A 16,005-nucleotide genomic window follows, 5' to 3' on the forward strand; every position below is an offset into this window, starting at 1 on the left:
ATTGTTGCGGTGAAACGAAACAGTAAGCTGTCACTCGCGCTCCACGCGCTCGGCCATCTCGGCCTGGAACCGGATCGGCGCTTCACGTCCGAAGAGTTGGCCGTGCAGAACGCGACGAACGCAGTGGTCGTGCGACGGGTCCTGGGATTGTTGCGTCAGGCAGGCCTGATAACATCCGAAACGGGACGTACAGGCGGGTGGACGCTGAGCCGAAGCGCGGACACGATCACAGTTGCTGACGTCTACTGCGCCCTGGGCTCAACTCTGTTGCCACGGGATGGCGACGGTCCGGACAATCCAGCCGACTGCCAGATCGAAGCCGCGCTGCATGGCGTTGTCGACCTTGCGCTGCAGGACGCGGAGAAGGCTCTGATCGCGCGTCTGGAGCAGGTCACCATAGGCGATCTCAGCCGAGGACTACGGGTGTGCAGTGGAGGGAGAATGAGCTGACAGCATCACAGCTAGTTTCATAGAACCGGGTTCGACATCCAAAGTTGAACGGCCGCCTCATCCGCAGATCAGCATGTCTATGAAGGGCCGTTTTTGAGCGCCTCTGTTGCCAAAAAATGGGGCGTTTTTGGCAGTGGCGAAATCGATTGTTTTAGTTGAGCGGGTTCTAGGAGGAATCCATGTCGAGAAACGAATGAAGCAGACGTCTACTGTGCTTCTGTGAAGATCCGTTTCTTTCACGTATAATCGCGTAACTTTTGCGCTTTCGAACAGCTTCTGGCAAATGGAACATATGTAAAGAGCTTTCGAGCTTGCCTACTCCTGATCAATGAGTTTTCCGGGGTTCAGCATGTCATTGGGGTCCAGGCCCCGCTTAACGATCCGCGAGATATACCGCTTTCCGGGATTACCATAGGTTAGGTTGAGGTCGAGCTTTGCTTGGCCGATTCCGTACTCCGCTGTGTACGTGCCGCCCATGGCTCGGGTCAGGTCGTAGATCTGCGGCGACACCTCCGTCTCCGCGCGATCGAGAATGTCAGCCGGGGCATTGGGACGACCAACAAGGTTGAGGTGCACGTTGCCGTCGCCGATATGGCCGTAGATGGAAGGCAGTATTGGCAGGTTCGCCGCTTCGATCAGCTCCACGACCGATGCGACGAGCTGAGGTACGGCGGAGACGCGGACCGCGAGATCGTGCTTGAGTGATCCTCCGCAATGGACCTCGGCCTCGGGGATCGTTTCGCGTGCGCGCCAGAGCTCGGCGCGCTGAGCCTCGCTGGCCGCGATCACCCCGTTCGTCACGATGCCCGTTTCCATCAGTTCCACGAGCAGCTCTTCGACGGCAAGCTCGATTTCGAAGCTCGGCGCGGACGTCGCCACCTCCATCAGGATCGCATGGTCAAATGCCTCGGTCAGCGGGTGTGACGGCCGCCCCCACAGGGCTGCGACAAGATCCAGCGACGCGCGCGAAACATATTCAAAAGCCGAGACACCGTCGCCCGTGACGGCACGCATGCGGCCCAGCAGGTCAGGCGCATCCGCGAGATCGCGAAGGGCGAGCATCACCGTCGCCCCGCGAACCGGCATGGGCGACAGCGAGAGGGACACAGCTGTCACGACTCCGAGCGTTCCCTCGGTGCCGATGAACAGGTCCTCGATCCGCAGGCCAGAATTGTCCTTGCGCAAAGGTGAGAGCGTGTCGACGATCTGGCCGTCGGCCAGCACTACCTCCAGACCCAAAACGAGCTGTCTTGTCATCCCGTAGCGTAGGACGTTGAGTCCGCCAGCATTGGTGCCAATGTTGCCGCCAATGCGGCAGCTTCCCTGCGCCCCCAGTGAGAGTGGTAAGAGAAGGCCGTGAGATGCCGCAGCTTCCTGCGCTGTCTGAAGGATCACACCAGCCTCGACCGTTATGGACCGGTTCGCGGCATCTACCTCGCGGATGGAGACCATGCGGTCGAAGCCGATCAAAATCGCATCCCCCGATGCGTCAGGCGTAGCGCCGCCGCAATAGCTTGTATTGCCGCCTTGCGGAACGACAGGGACACCCGTGCGGGCGGCGGCGCGAACGATAGCAGCGACCTCCTCCGTGCTCCGCGGCAGCAGGAGAGCCTGCGCCGCTCCTTCGTATTTATTGCGGAAGTCCTTAAGCCGCGGTGCGAGAAGGTCGGCATCCGTCACGACGGTCCCTGCAGGGAAGATGGAGGTGTCCATTCTTTTCTCTACGCTCCAGATTTCTTTTGGGTGGGTGCGGGCTTGCTACTGCCAAGGGGCGCGAAGGTGCCTGGCCGCCTCAAGAGGCCTGCGCCGTTCCGCGCACCATCCGTGCCAGCAGGAAGAGGCCGACGGCGCCGCCGATGCCGATGAGGTCGGAGATAAGCCCGCCCTCGATCATGAAGAGCGCCACGACGATCAGGCCCACCCGGAAGAGCGCGTTCGCCCGATCCCCGACCCACCAGCCCTGCACGCCGGAGGAGAGGAGGAACACGCCGATCACCGCCGTCGTGCCCGCCCGGATGACCTCGAACCAGCTTCCGTCCATCAGGATCGCGGAGTTGTAGAAGAACATGAACGGCACGATGAAGGCCGAGATGCCGATCTTGAAGGACGCGACCGACGTGGCCATCGGGTTCGATCCGGATATGCCCGCCGCCGCATAACTCGCCAGCGCCACGGGCGGCGTGATGGCCGAGACCACGGCGAAGTAGAAGACGAAGAAATGCGCCGTCAGCATCGGGATGCCGAGCTGGACGAGGCCCGGTGCCACCACCGACGCCGCCACCGCATAGGCGGCCGTCGTGGGCATCCCCATGCCGAGCAGGATCGCGATGCACATGGCGAAGAAGAGCGCGACGAGCTGGTTCGCCTCCGCGATGTTGAGGAGCATGGAGGAGAAGCGCGCGCCGACCCCGGTCAGGGAGATCACGCCGACGATGATGCCCGCACAGGCACAGACCGCGATGATCTGGATCGACATGTAGCCCGCGATCTCGAACGCCTTGGAGATCGAGCGCGGCCCCATGCGGTAGGGCGTGAGCCAGCTCACCACCGCCGCGGCCATCGTGGCGAGCGTGCCCGCCCGGATCACGGAGTAGCCGAGGAACAGCGCCACGATCAGGATCAGGATCGGCAGGAACAGGAAGACGCGCCGCGCCATGTCGCGGAACTTCGGCAGCTCGTCGTCGCGCATCCCGCGCATGCCGAGCTTGGCCGCCTCGAAGTCCACCATGAAGTAGATCGAGACGAAGTAGAGGATCGCGGGGATGATCGCAGCGATCGCGATCTCGGTGTAGGGAATGCCCGTGATCTCCGCCATGATGAAGGCGCCCGCGCCCATGATAGGCGGCATGATCTGCCCGCCGGTGGACGCCGCCGCCTCGACCGCGCCGGAGGTGGTGGGGCGGTAGCCGACTTTCTTCATGAGCGGGATGGTGAGCGAGCCGGTGGCAACCACGTTGCCCGCGCTCGTCCCGTTGATCATGCCCATGAGACCGGAGGCGAAGATCGCGACCTTGGCCGGGCCGCCACGCGCCCGGCCCGCGACGGCGAAGGCGAAGTTGACGAAGTAGTCCCCGACCTTGGAGGCCTGCAGGAACGCCGCGAAGATGATGAAGAGGATGATGTAGGTGGACGACACGGCTGTCGTCGGACCGAGGATCCCGGCATCGGTGTAGACCTGGCTGAAGAACCGCTCCCACGCGATGGCTGGCGCGTTCAGGAAGCCCGGCAGCAGGTGCCCGACGAAGACGTAGATCAGGAAGACGGCGGCGATCACGATCAGCGCGAGGCCCGCGACGCGGCGCGTGAGCTCCATGATCAGCGCGGTGCCCGCCACGGCGGCGAGGCTAATGCCGATCGGCGCGAAGGGCGTCCCGGTGGAGCTGCGCATCAGCGTGCCGTAGATCGTGATGAGGTAGATCGCGACGCCGATCCCGCAGACGCCCAGCAGCAGGTCCGCAGGTGCAATGGCCCCGCGAACCCGGGGACGCAGCCAGCCGATCACGATGCCCAGCGCGGTGGCCGCGATCAGCGGCACACCGTATTGCCAGATCTCCGCGCTTCGGATCCCGGTATCGACCCCGTTCCACATCACCCCGTCGCGGATCTGCGCGGCGAAGCCCAGCGCCGTCCAGCAGGCGAAGAGCGCGGGCAGCATCCCCGCCCAGGCCAAAAGGTCGAGCGGATGGCGCCCGCCGCGGTCGTCGTCGGGAAACTCGCGGGGCGCGTAGAGGATGAAGCCCAACAGCACCGCGCCCGCGATGTGGACGATGCGGAAGTTCCAGGTCTCCAGCGGGAAGACAGGCAGGAGCGGGACGGTCACGCCTGTCCACTCCCGGATCGACCAGCCGTTCAGCGCCGCCATGTGAAACAGCGCGTAGACCGCGGACATCACGGCGATGACCAGGTAGGTCGGGCCGGTGAAGACGCGGCGATTGCGTTCGACCGGTTCGTCGTCGACGCCCTCCGCGATCACGGGGCCATCGGTCTCCATTTCGCTCCGCCCGTCGAACAGCGTCTCCACCGGACCGTCCGTCAGATCATCGGTAGAGTCATCGAGGCGACGCGACGCATGTTCGCTGCTCTCATCGGTCATGTCGCTGACTTCCCTTTTGCCTGGTCCCGCTCGAGGCGCGGTGACCGTGCTGCCGCGCCAGCGGCTTCACCCTGTCCGAGGAGCGTGGCCCGCCCCGTAGAAACCGGGACGGGCCCTCGGATCACGAGCCGCCGTGGATCTGATCGGCGGGGATGTCGGCGCCCGCATTGTCAATGAACCACTGGGCAGCACCTGGATGCCAGGGAAGGACACTGGCATTCTTGTCCCAATGCTCTGGAAGGGTGGAACCGGCCGCACGATGGACGTTCACCATGCGCGCATTATCCGACATGACCACGTCGACCACCGCATTCACGAACGATGCGGGCAGATCGCAATTGGCGATCGCGAAATTCCACATCGAGACCGAGCGAGCATCAGCATCTAGCGACTCGTAAGTGTCGGCCGAGATGGTGAACGGCGCCACGGGGAATGCGTCGACGATCTGCGCCTGCTCTTCCTCCGTGAACTCGATGATGTTCACGTTGGTCTGAACCTCTAGCTGAGTGACGAAGGGGGTCGGTACGCCAGCGGCATAGGCGATCACGTCGATCAGTCCGTCTTGGAGCTGTCCCGCAATGTCACTGTAACCGCCATTGCGCCGCTCGAATGTTTTCCCAAGCGCTTCGAGCATCAGCGGCATGTAAGTATCACCGGTGCCGCCGGCAGGGCCGAACGCGATGCGCGCGCCGTCGGGGATATCCGAGAAGGATTCAATCCCGGACGAGGCGATCGCAACCGCGCCGAACGGAGTCTGGTACATCGGGAACATCGCGCAGGCATTGGTCATCTGGAGCCCGGGCGCGATCGGGTTGGTGCCAGCGATCGACTCGGCGGCCGGTCCCATCGTCGTCATGCCGAACTGGGTGTCACCGGTGTGAACCAGCGCCATGTTCTGCATCGGTCCGCCCGTGACCTCGCCGCCGCCGGTCACGCCCAGCTCTTCCGCCACGAGGTTGGCCCAGCCGGACCCGTAGGCGAAGTACGTGCCCCCCTGGCTTGCCGTGCCAACGGTAAAGCTGCTCGGCCAGTCGCTGCGGTCCTGATCCGCCTGCGCGAAGGCGGAGCCGGTCAGCGCAAGCGTGGCTGCTGCGGCGGTGGTGATGTATCTGGACATGGTATTCCTCCCTGTTATAGCCCGCGTCCGTCGTGGGCTTTCTTTCGTCTTCGCTTCGCGAGGAACCGGCTCGGGTCGCGCCCCCCTTGGGGACGGACGTTTCTTCCGTTCTCGCTCCGGGCTACGCTGCCTCGATGGCTCGCACGACGGCGTCGCCACAACTCCGCGTGCTGGCTCGACCACCCAAGTCGCGCGTACGGCCCTCCGGCATCGCGAGGACGGTCTCCATCGCACCCTCGATGAGCGCGGCGGCCTCGGCCTCACCCAAATGGTCAAGCATCATTGATGCGGTCCAGACGGCCGCGATCGGATTCGCGACCCCCCTACCCGCGATATCGGGCGCCGAGCCATGGACCGGCTCGAACATCGACGGGTTCCGCCCCGTCGGATCGATGTTGGCCGAGGGCGCGATGCCGATGGAGCCCGACACCGCCGGTCCTAAGTCGGACAAGATGTCGCCAAAGAGATTCGATCCTACGACCACGTCGAACCAGTCGGGGTTCGTGACGAAGCGCGCGCAGAGAATGTCGATATGGAACTGGTCGGTCTCCGCGTTCGGGTGGCGGCCGCGCGCCGCCTCGAACCTCTCGTCCCAGAAGGGCATCGTGTGGACGATGCCGTTGGACTTGGTCGCGCTCGTGACCTTGCCGCCCTTACCTGCTGCGCGCCGATCAGCGGCGAGCGCGAAGGCGTAGTCCATAATCCGGTCGCAGCCGCGCCGGGTGAAAACGGCCTGCTGATAGGCGGCTTCGTGCTCGGTACCATCGTACATGCGGCCGCCGATGGCGGAATACTCGCCTTCCACGTTCTCGCGTACCACGACGAAATCAACCTCCTCGGGGCTTCGGTTCGCCAATGGTGAGGGCACACCAGGCATCAGCCGGACAGGACGTACGTTCGCGTAAAGGTCGAGCTCACGCCGTAACGGGATGAGCATGCCCCATAGGGAGATGTGATCCGGCACGCCCGGAGAGCCGACCGCCCCGAGATAGATCGCGTTGGCATCGCGAACACGGTCGATACCATCCTCAGGCATCATGCGGCCGGTGGTGCGGTAGGTTTCGCAGGACCAGTCATACTCGACCCAGTCGATGCTGCGGCCCACAGCGGCTATGGCGGCATCCGCGGCACGGCGTCCCTCGGTGATCACTTCCGTCCCAATACCGTCGCCTGGCAGCGATACGATACGATAGGTACTCATCTTCTATCTCGCCCCCGACAAAGCCTGCTTCCAAGCGCATTGACGAAAGCGTCGATTGTCCCGATCGGGAGATCAATCTCGGATCGGAGTTCAATTTTTTGGATCAATCGCGACCGCGTCTGGCGGCACCGCTCCACCGTGAACCGCATCCCGCACGATCCGGCGGAGGGTGGCGACAGTCTCTGACGGGTCGCCATTGCGCCAGCACAGAGCAAGGGTAAGAGGAGCGGCGGCGGCAGAGAGCGGACGGAAGACCACACGCGCGACGGGCAGACGAGAGACCCACGCCGGTAGGAGCGCGCAGCCAACGCCGTCGGAGACCAGTGTCAGGACGGTGAGTTTCTCGGACAGCTCCAGGGCGATGCGCGGCGGGTCGGAGGCCGCCTCCAGGATGGCACGGACCGCCTCGTGGAGGATCGGGCGCGCGTGGCGCGGGAAGGCGATCATCGGCGTATCACACAGGGCATCGGGGTCGACATCCGAACGGCGAGCAGCCGGGTGATCCTCAGGCAACGCCACGACCACCGGCTCACGCCAGACGCCCATCCAGGCGAGACCGTCGATCGCCTGCGCGGGCGGTCGCACGAGCGCCGCGTCGAGCCTATGGTTCGCGACCGCCGCGGCCCCGTCACCGGAAGTGACGATCTCCGTTATGGCGACGCGCTGCGCCGGATCGTGCCTCGCAAGCCCCTTCAGGATCGGCGGGAGCAGCAGGTTAAGGGCGCCATCGATGCCCCCCAGCCGCAGTATCGGTAGACCACCCGCGGCGGCTTGGCGCGTCGCGCGAAGCGCGGCGTCCGAGCGGTCCAGGACGGCGCGCGCCTCCTCCAACATCGTGGCCCCGGCGGCGGTCAGACTCACGCTGCGAGTTGTTCTCAGCAGGAGCGGGGTGCCGACCTCATGCTCCAGAGCTTGGACGTGACGGGACACGACAGCTTGGCCGACTCCCAGCCGTTCCGCCGCCCGGCGGAAGTGCAGAAGTTCGGCGACGGCGATGAAGGAACGAAGGGTCGTCGGATCCATATTCTCTACCCTATAACAGATCGCAACTTCGGCGTTAGGATAAGCGAGCCTGTGTTGTTCGAGAACGACTGTCCTCGGAGGTCCGTCCCCCCTTAGAACTGTGCCATTACGTTTGTCCTTCCCCCCTAGAACTGGGCCATTACATTGGCCGCGAGAGGGGGATTGGGCATGGCGAGGAAGCGACATTCAGACGAAGACATCTTGAAGCTGCTGCGTGAGATCGAGCTGAAGCTGACGGCGGGCGATGACGTGGCCACTGCATGCCGCGGCGTCGGGATCAGCGACGCGACATACTACAACTGGCGGAAACGGTTTGGCGGGATGGGCCGGTCGCAGCTGTCGGAGATGAAGAGTTTGGAGAAAGAGAACGCCCGACTGAAGAAGATCGTCGCCGAGCTCGAACTGGACAAGCTCATACTCAAGGAAAGCCTGAACCACCTAAAGCCCAGGGCCTGACCACAGAGGAGCTTCGTCAGGCCGTCCTTCACACACGCCAGAAGCTTGCCACGTCTGAGCGGCGGACCTGCCGGGTGATTGGCCTGGCGCGGAGCTCCCTGCAATATCAGCCAACACAGAGAGACGATGATGCGCTACGGTTGGCTCTGATCCGGTTGGCGAAGCAGTACGGGCGATATGGCTACCGCAAGATCACGGAGCTGCTTCACATGGAAGGCTGGCGGGTCAATCACAAGAAGGTCGAGCGGCTCTGGCGTGAGGAAGGATTGCAGCTTCCGCAGCGGCACAAAAAGCGCAAGCGGCTCTACCACAAGGGCAGCTCGATCATCCGGCTTCGGCCCACGCACCCGAACCATGTTTGGGCAATAGACTTCGTGCATGACAAGCTCAGCAATGGGCGCAGTTACAAGATGCTGACGGTTCTCGACGAGTTCACGCGGCAGGCCTTGGCTGTTGTGGTCCGCACCAAGATGGGTGCCGACGAAGTTCTCGAAGCACTCTATCCGCTCCTGCTGCGCCACGGTTCCCCGGAGTATATCCGGTCCGATAACGGACCCGAGTTCGCAGCAGAGGCGATGCAGGGCTGGCTTCGGCGTGTTGGGATCAAGCCCATCCGCATCTACCCAGGATCACCCTGGGAGAACGGATACAACGAGCGCTTCAATGGGACATTACGGCGAGAGGTTCTCAATGCGGAGTGGTTCACGACGACCAAGCAAGCTCAGATCGTCATCAATCACTGGCTCAGGCAGTACAATCACACCTGCCCGCATCAGGCACTCAACATGCGCCCACCCGTTCCTGAAACAATATTAGAGAAAGCCCCGATCAGTGACCCAGACACAGGGGGCTAGACAATATCAGTATCCAAGACCGACCTGAGATTTAAAGCGCAAATAGGCGATGAACAAATTGTAAGGTCATTAAATAAAGCTCAAAGAAACCGCATCACAACAGCGCTTCTATAATATAAGCACAATGATCGCGCGCTAGCTCAAGGTGTAGTTGATTCATTGCACAAATTTGATTAGAGATGATACATGAACTGAATTGACGCTTCGACGTCAACCAAGCTGGGCCACTTTGCAATGGCTAATATAAATAAGAGAATAAATGACATTTACTACTTTCTATTATTGATGATGTAGAGTTCAATAGATTCTCGATGGTGTCCATGGGAAATTGGGTATGCGGACCCTCATAAGTAGCCTAAGAAGCTTCTCATTATCCCAAATCGTGATGGCTACTCTAGTAATGGCAGTGAGTATCTTGAACCCTATCACCGAATTTATCTCTGAAGCGATGGGGCTCTAGGCGAATTTGGTTCAGGGCCTTTCATTGGAACATAGTTACAGAACCTTCGCTATTGCTCAAACTATTTGGTAGGACGCTGATCTAGATGTCCAGTCTTCCAATCTTTGTTGCTTGCAACGCTCGCATTTGAAAAGTTTAATGGCGGCTTTCGCCTACAACGCTTGTGACCTTGCGGCTGCCGCGAATTTCTGTTTCCCCGCCTATTTCGCCAACGAGCCTTCCCTCGGATCAGGCTGCGAAGCCCTTCTCAGCCTCGCTCCGGCGCGATTTCCGGGCGGCTGACGGCGTTATCAATTTCCCGACCTCACAGAACGGAGGTCGAGAGATGGAGCACGGTGGAGAGTATCCCATTGTCATGCGGATGGCGGGGCTGTGGCCCGAGAACATCGGCGGTTACGAGCGGCATCGCATGCGCCAGGGTGGCGATCTCGGTCACGTGGAGACGCATCGCAGCACGCTCAATACGCGGCTCATCGGGGACGGGAGCTGAGCACAGGCGGCGCACCGGGCGATCTCGGAGATGCGGCTCGAGAACTTCGCTAACGAACTCGAAAAGCTGAAACGGCGGCGGCGCAGGAAGGAGATCGAGCGCCGCCTCGCCGAGGGACCTCGTGATCCGTGGCGTGCCACGCGGCACGGCCCCATGCGCGAGATCATCATCACCGCGAACCGCAAATGGTTCGACGACGATCTCAGCACGTTTCTGGGCGAGAATGATCCCGCGCGCGAGGAGCAGTTCGAGGATCTCGCGGTCCGCTGGCTCAAGCAGTAGTTTGGCGAGGATTGTATCCATGCTCGCTCGGATCGCGACGAGCTGGCATACCATATCCACGCTATCATCCTGCCGCGCGTGCGGCTGGAGGACTGGCGGCACATGCTACAGCCTTCGAAACATGCCGTCATTCGGGACTACGAACATGGTCAGGACAGCATCGGCGCCTGGTTCGAAGCTGCGCGGATCGGACTGCACCGGGGCGAGCGGCACAAGGAGAAGATCCGGCAAGCCCTGCAGCACAACCGGCAGGTCCGCGAGGCCCAGGCAACGGCTCAGACTGGCGACACCGTCCCGGATCTGGTCGAGGTGCCGAAGCACCGCGCGCATGTCAGCCCGCGCCAGTGGCGCGAGGCGCAGGAGACGCGGCTCATGGAGCGGGACGATGTCGTCACCCGAAAAGAGGTGGCTGTTTCGCGACGCGCCGGAGATCTGGACGCGCGAGAAAAGACTGCCGAAACCCAAAAGCGGCGGGCGGACATCGTTCTCAGAACCGCCAAACAGATCGCCAACGGCGAGATCACGAGCGAAGATCTTGGTCGTATGGCGAGAGACACCGATGGCAGTGTCTCATCGGAGGGAGACACTACCTCTCGCACCGCGGCACAGATCTTCGCGCGCGCAATGCGCGTTCTGAATGACCGCGCCGAGAAAAGGGCTCGTGCCCATCTCGGGGACGAGTTCGAGGCGATCCGGCAAGCGGGCAATGTCATTGTCTCCATCGCGCGTCGTCTTCCGAGCGCTCTCCGCGCAAGGATTGCTAATGCCCGCACGTCGCTGACGAGCCGCATCGTTGCACTCGATCGCATGCTCGGCCGCGGCACTGAAACGGATCGGTCCGGCGGGCGCGAGGACTGAGATATCGCGGCTCTGCCAAGTTTTTTCTCCCCGATCCCGCAAGAGATTCACAAATCCTCGGAAGTCGCGAAGGCGCTCCAAAAAGGCGCTTCTGCGGCTCATTCGAAACTCGCCGTCACAGGAACACAACATGGCTCAAAACGACATCACCACCGCCGCCGCGGCAACCGACGCTTCCAAAGAGGACAAATCCTTGAAGCGAACCAAGACCCGCGGAAAGATCAACTTCAATCAGCTCTCCGCATCGCAGATGAAGCAGATCGAGCGGATCTCGAATGTGGGCGCAAAGATCGGCGTCGACCAGGAGAAGGAGCGTGCCGCGATCCTGGACGCTATGCGCGATACCTTGGATGCGGTGTTCGAAAATGAAGAGAACGAGAAACTCGTCGTCGATCTTTTCACCGCCTTCGCCCGCAAAGCCACCACCGCCCGCGCCCGCCGCATCGCAAAGCACCCGGCCTGCCCGCCAGCCGTCGCAACCGCGATCGAAAACCGGCTGTCCTGAGGAGCACTGTCCTCCCCGGCGATCCGCCACCTGCACTGACAGTGGTGGATCACCGCGAGGCTCGCTCGACACTCCCAAAAGCCATGAAAAAGGGCGCGAACCATCGGTTCGCGCCCTTTCTCGTGTGACTCGCGGCTCATGAAAAGCTACCTAAGTCCGCGAAAGACCGAGCGAACAGCGCCCCCAAATGACCGACCCAGCCAACCCGGTGAACAACGGTGGGGCCTCCCCCCAGACCCCGGGATACTTTGAGACAGATAAAGGCGGGCCGCCGCGCGCCTGGGCGGACCTGCCGTTCTTTGCCGTGGATTATCCGGAGATCGCGCGGCGGCTCGCAGACGAACAGCGGGAGGTGTTGCCGCCTGCGTCCTTGCGGTTCGCGGCGCTGGAGGCGGTTGCGCCGGAGGATGTGGCGGTCGTGATCCTCGGGCAGGATCCTTATCCGACGCCGGGGCATGCGAACGGGCTCGCGTTCTCCGTTGCGGCGGAGGTGACGCCCCTGCCCCGGTCGCTTGCCAACATTTTCAATGAGTTGCAGGAGGATGTGGGTTGTGCACCCGCGACCGGCGACCTGTCGGGCTGGGCGCGGCAAGGGGTGCTGTTGCTCAACACGGCGCTGAGCGTGCCCGCGGGCGATGCGGGCGGGCACGCGCGGCTGGGCTGGCAGCGGTTGGCCGAGCAGGTGCTCGATCACGTGTCGGGGCGTCCGACCGCCTTCATCCTCTGGGGCAAGCACGCGCAGGGGCTCGCGAAACATATCCGGCCCGGCGCGCATCTGATCGTCGAAAGCGCGCATCCCTCGCCCCTGTCGGCGCGGCGCGGGTTCTTTGGATCAAAACCCTTTTCGCGGGTGAACGACTGGCTCGCCGCACAGGGTCGCCCGCCGATCGATTGGTGCGCGTGACAAGCGCGCGGGCGCGCCGTAAGAGGATGGCATGACCAACGTTCTCGACCGCATCAAGGCCTACAAGCTCGAGGAGATCGCCGCGCGCAAGGCGGCTCGATCCCAGGGCGACATGGAAACCCTCGCCTGGGAAGCGCCCAAGGTGCGCGACTTCGCCGGGGCGCTGCGCGCGACGGTGGATTCGGGCCGCTATGCGCTGATCGCCGAGGTGAAGAAGGCGAGCCCGTCCAAGGGATTGATCCGGGAGGATTTTCACCCCGCGGCGTTGGCGGCGGCCTACGAGAAGGGTGGCGCGACCTGCTTGTCCGTCCTGACCGATGCACCCAGCTTTCAGGGGCACGAGGACTATCTGGTGGCCGCCCGCGGCGCGGTGGACCTGCCAGTGCTGCGCAAGGATTTCATGTACGATCCATGGCAGGTGGCGGAGGCACGCAGCCTCGGCGCCGACTGCATCCTCATCATCATGGCGAGCGTTTCGGACGCGCAGGCGGCGGAGCTGGAGGCGGCCGCCGAGCAGTGGCGCATGAGCGTCTTGATCGAGGTCCATGACGAGGCCGAACTGGACCGCGCGCTGAACCTGCGCTCGCCCCTGATCGGGATCAACAACAGAAATCTCAAGACCTTCGAGACCTCTCTTAAGACGACACGTGAGCTGGCGACACGATTACCCGCCGACCGGCTGCTCGTCTCGGAGTCCGGTATGTCGAGCCCGGCAGACCTCGCGAAACTCTCCGGCTACGGCGCCCGCGCCTTCCTGATCGGGGAGAGCCTGATGCGGCAGGAGGACGTGGAGGCGGCGACCCGCGACCTCCTCGCCAATCCGGTGCCCGCATGAGCGGCCTCACCCATTTCGACGCCAAGGGCGACGCGCAGATGGTCGACGTGTCGGAGAAGGCCGTGACCACCCGCACCGCCACCGCCCGCGGCCGGGTCGAGATGTCGGCGGAGACGCTGGAGATCGTACGCGCGGGAACGGCGAAGAAGGGCGATGTGCTCGCCGTAGCACGCCTCGCCGGGATCATGGCGGCGAAGCGGACGGCGGACCTGATCCCGCTCTGCCATCCCCTGCCGATCAGCAAGGTTGCGGTGGAGCTCGACGCCTCCGGCACCGCGGTGGAGGTCGAGGCGACGGTGAAGACCACCGGCCAGACCGGGGTCGAGATGGAGGCGCTGACCGCCGTCAACGTCGCCGCCCTTACCGTCTACGACATGCTCAAGGCGGTGCAGAAGGATATGCGCATCACCGATATCCGCCTCACCTACAAGGACGGCGGCAAGTCCGGCCGGTTCGAGGCGGACTAGGACGTTGCGCGAGGACCGCCCGTGATCTCCGTCGCCGAGGCCTTGGAGCGCATCCTGTCGCTCGTTGCGGTGACCGAGGAGGAGACGGTTCCGCTGCGGTCCGCCTCCGGGCGGGTGCTGGCCCGACCGCTGGCGGCGCGGCGCACGCAGCCTCCGTTTGCCGCGTCGGCGATGGATGGTTACGCGGTGCGGGCGGCGGATGCGCAGCCGGGCGTAGTTCTGAGCGTTGTGGGCGAGGCGCAGGCGGGCGGATGCCACGACGGCGCCGTCGGTCCGGGCGAGGCCGTGCGGATCTTCACCGGTGCGCCGGTGCCGGAGGGCGCGGATCGCGTTGTCATCCAGGAGGATGTGACGCGGGACGGCGACCGGATCACCATCGGTGACAGGCTTGACGAGAAGACGCATATCCGGCCCGCAGGCGGTGATTTCCACGAGGGTGACGAGGTCCCGGTCCAGCGCATCACACCCGCCCTCGTCTCCCTGCTTGCGGCGATGAACCACGCCGAGGTGCCGGTGCGCCGCCGCCCCGTGGTCGCCCTGATCGCCACCGGCGACGAGTTGGTGGTGCCGGGCGAGATCCCCGGCCCGAACCAGATCGTGAGCTCCAACATCTACGGCGTCGCGGCGCTGCTGGAGGCGCAGGGGGGGCGCGCCCGGATCCTGCCCATCGCCCGCGACACCCGCGAGAGCCTCGAGCAGAGCCTGGCGCTCGCCGAGGGGGCCGATCTGGTCGTGACGCTGGGCGGCGCGTCCGTGGGCGATCACGACCTGGTGGCGGAGGTCGCGGGCGCGCGCGGCCTCGCCCTCGACTTCTACAAGGTGCGGATGCGGCCCGGAAAACCGTTGATGGCCGGGCGGTTGGGCGATGCGGCGATGGTGGGCCTGCCGGGCAATCCGGTCTCGGCCTTCGTCTGCGCGCATCTCTTCCTGCGGCCCGCGGTCGACGCGGCGCTCGGCTTGCCCGCCGGACCGCTGCCGCGGCGCGCCCTGCCCCTCGCCCACGACCTCGCGGCGAACGGCAGCCGGGAGCACTACATGCGCGCGCGGCTGCGCGGTGACGGGTTGGTGGAGGTCGCGGGGCGTCAGGACAGTTCGCTCCTGACCGTGCTCGCCGGTGCGGACGTCCTGGCGGTGCGTCCGCCTGAAGATCCGCCCCGAAAAGCCGGTGATCTGGTCGATATCGTGACTCTTTGAGGGGTGTTGCGCGAACAGGTTGACACAAAAGGAGAACTTTTGTAGAACCGTGTGAAAACGTGACACCAGCGGCAGGAGAGGGTCACCGCCATGCTCACGCGCAAGCAACTGGATTTGCTCAACTTCATCCACAGCAGGGTGCAGCAGGACGGCGTTTCGCCCTCCTTCGACGAGATGAAGGAGGCTCTGGATCTCCGCTCCAAATCCGGCATCCACAGACTGATCACGGCGCTCGAGGAGCGCGGCTTCATCCGCCGCCTCGCCCACCGCGCCCGCGCGATCGAAATCGTGCGCATGCCAGACGCGAACGAACCGAGCGGCTTCCGCCCGACGGCGATTCCCGGCGGGCTCAGCGAGCGCCCGGTGGCCGCGCGCGTGGTCGAGGCCTCGGCCTACGACCTGCCGGTGATGGGTCGCATCGCGGCCGGTACGCCGATCGAGGCGATCCAGCAGGTCTCCAACACCGTCTCCGTTCCCGGCGGCATGATCTCCCGCGGCGGGCGGCACTACGCGCTCGAGGTGAAGGGCGACTCGATGAAGGATGCCGGGATCAACAACGGCGATATCGTCGTGATCCAGGAGCAGGACGACGCGGATAATGGAGACATCGTCGTCGCCCTTGTCGAGGATCAGGAGGCGACGCTGAAGCGCCTGCGCAAACGCGGCTCCGCCGTGGCGCTGGAGGCCGCGAACCCGGCCTACGAGACCCGCGTCTACCGCTCCGACCAAGTGAAGGTGCAGGGCAAGCTGGTGGGTCTGATCCGGACCTACTGACGGCATCTCAGGATGCGGTTCCGCGCTGCCGCGCGGGCGTAT

16 protein-coding genes are annotated in these 16,005 nt (G+C 63.9%); 11 read left to right on the forward strand and 5 right to left on the reverse strand.

Annotated elements, in window-relative coordinates:
* Positions 1-9 precede the first annotated feature (9 nt).
* Entirely contained in the window at positions 10-450 is a 441-nt protein-coding gene (locus tag I0K15_RS19685; protein ID WP_196103174.1) for an Rrf2 family transcriptional regulator, read from the forward strand.
* 315 nt (positions 451-765) lie between these two features.
* Here I0K15_RS19685 and I0K15_RS19690 read toward each other — a convergent pair whose 3' ends face one another.
* From I0K15_RS19690 to I0K15_RS19710, 5 genes are all read right to left on the reverse strand, one after another.
* Positions 766-2,163, reverse strand: a complete 1,398-nt coding sequence (locus tag I0K15_RS19690) for an FAD-binding oxidoreductase (RefSeq protein ID WP_196103175.1) — start codon at positions 2,161-2,163, stop codon at positions 766-768.
* A gap of 79 nt (positions 2,164-2,242) precedes the next feature.
* The gene (locus tag I0K15_RS19695) at positions 2,243-4,441 is read right to left on the reverse strand and encodes a TRAP transporter permease (RefSeq protein WP_196105538.1); all 2,199 of its coding nucleotides are present in this window, start codon (positions 4,439-4,441) and stop codon (positions 2,243-2,245) included.
* A gap of 223 nt (positions 4,442-4,664) precedes the next feature.
* A complete protein-coding gene (locus I0K15_RS19700; protein ID WP_196103176.1) occupies positions 4,665-5,660 on the reverse strand; it encodes a TAXI family TRAP transporter solute-binding subunit in 996 nt (331 codons plus the stop codon).
* Between the two features lie 121 nt (positions 5,661-5,781).
* Positions 5,782-6,861 (reverse strand): tartrate dehydrogenase, encoded by a 1,080-nt coding sequence (locus I0K15_RS19705; protein ID WP_196103177.1) that lies wholly within the window; start codon positions 6,859-6,861, stop codon positions 5,782-5,784.
* 90 nt (positions 6,862-6,951) lie between these two features.
* Entirely contained in the window at positions 6,952-7,884 is a 933-nt protein-coding gene (locus I0K15_RS19710) for a LysR family transcriptional regulator (RefSeq protein ID WP_196103178.1), read from the reverse strand.
* A gap of 168 nt (positions 7,885-8,052) precedes the next feature.
* Between I0K15_RS19710 and I0K15_RS19720 the strand changes: the two genes are divergently transcribed.
* The 10 genes from I0K15_RS19720 to lexA all read left to right on the forward strand — a co-directional run bounded on the left by I0K15_RS19720 (position 8,053) and on the right by lexA (position 15,963).
* A protein-coding gene (locus tag I0K15_RS19720) for an IS3 family transposase (RefSeq protein ID WP_422393992.1) occupies positions 8,053-9,194 on the forward strand; the annotation gives its coding sequence in 2 pieces (ribosomal slippage) (positions 8,053-8,313 and positions 8,316-9,194; 1,140 coding nt in all).
* A 785-nt stretch (positions 9,195-9,979) separates the two neighbouring features.
* Entirely contained in the window at positions 9,980-10,144 is a 165-nt protein-coding gene (locus tag I0K15_RS19725; protein ID WP_196103180.1) for a hypothetical protein, read from the forward strand.
* 30 nt (positions 10,145-10,174) lie between these two features.
* Positions 10,175-10,426: a hypothetical protein gene (locus I0K15_RS19730; RefSeq protein WP_196103181.1), complete on the forward strand. Its 252-nt coding sequence runs from the start codon at positions 10,175-10,177 to the stop codon at positions 10,424-10,426.
* Positions 10,427-10,504: 78 nt separating this feature from the next.
* Complete coding sequence (locus tag I0K15_RS19735) at positions 10,505-11,284, forward strand: flagellar basal body L-ring protein FlgH (RefSeq protein WP_196103182.1); 780 nt, start codon at positions 10,505-10,507, stop codon at positions 11,282-11,284.
* Between the two features lie 130 nt (positions 11,285-11,414).
* Positions 11,415-11,789 (forward strand): hypothetical protein, encoded by a 375-nt coding sequence (locus tag I0K15_RS19740; protein ID WP_196103183.1) that lies wholly within the window; start codon positions 11,415-11,417, stop codon positions 11,787-11,789.
* 187 nt (positions 11,790-11,976) lie between these two features.
* Entirely contained in the window at positions 11,977-12,693 is a 717-nt protein-coding gene (locus tag I0K15_RS19745; protein WP_196103184.1) for a uracil-DNA glycosylase, read from the forward strand.
* A gap of 31 nt (positions 12,694-12,724) precedes the next feature.
* On the forward strand, positions 12,725-13,528 hold the full coding sequence (trpC, locus tag I0K15_RS19750) for an indole-3-glycerol phosphate synthase TrpC (protein ID WP_196103185.1): 804 nt from the start codon (positions 12,725-12,727) through the stop codon (positions 13,526-13,528).
* Complete coding sequence (gene moaC / locus I0K15_RS19755) at positions 13,525-13,995, forward strand: cyclic pyranopterin monophosphate synthase MoaC (RefSeq protein ID WP_196103186.1); 471 nt, start codon at positions 13,525-13,527, stop codon at positions 13,993-13,995. Before trpC ends, moaC begins: the two co-directional genes overlap by 4 nt.
* Positions 13,996-14,016: 21 nt before the next feature.
* Positions 14,017-15,189 (forward strand): molybdopterin molybdotransferase MoeA, encoded by a 1,173-nt coding sequence (locus I0K15_RS19760; RefSeq protein WP_196103187.1) that lies wholly within the window; start codon positions 14,017-14,019, stop codon positions 15,187-15,189.
* Positions 15,190-15,279: 90 nt separating this feature from the next.
* Positions 15,280-15,963, forward strand: a complete 684-nt coding sequence (gene lexA, locus I0K15_RS19765; protein WP_196103188.1) for a transcriptional repressor LexA — start codon at positions 15,280-15,282, stop codon at positions 15,961-15,963.
* Positions 15,964-16,005 lie beyond the last annotated feature (42 nt).

Source organism: Pontivivens ytuae, from assembly GCF_015679265.1.
GTDB lineage: Bacteria > Pseudomonadota > Alphaproteobacteria > Rhodobacterales > Rhodobacteraceae > Pontivivens > Pontivivens ytuae.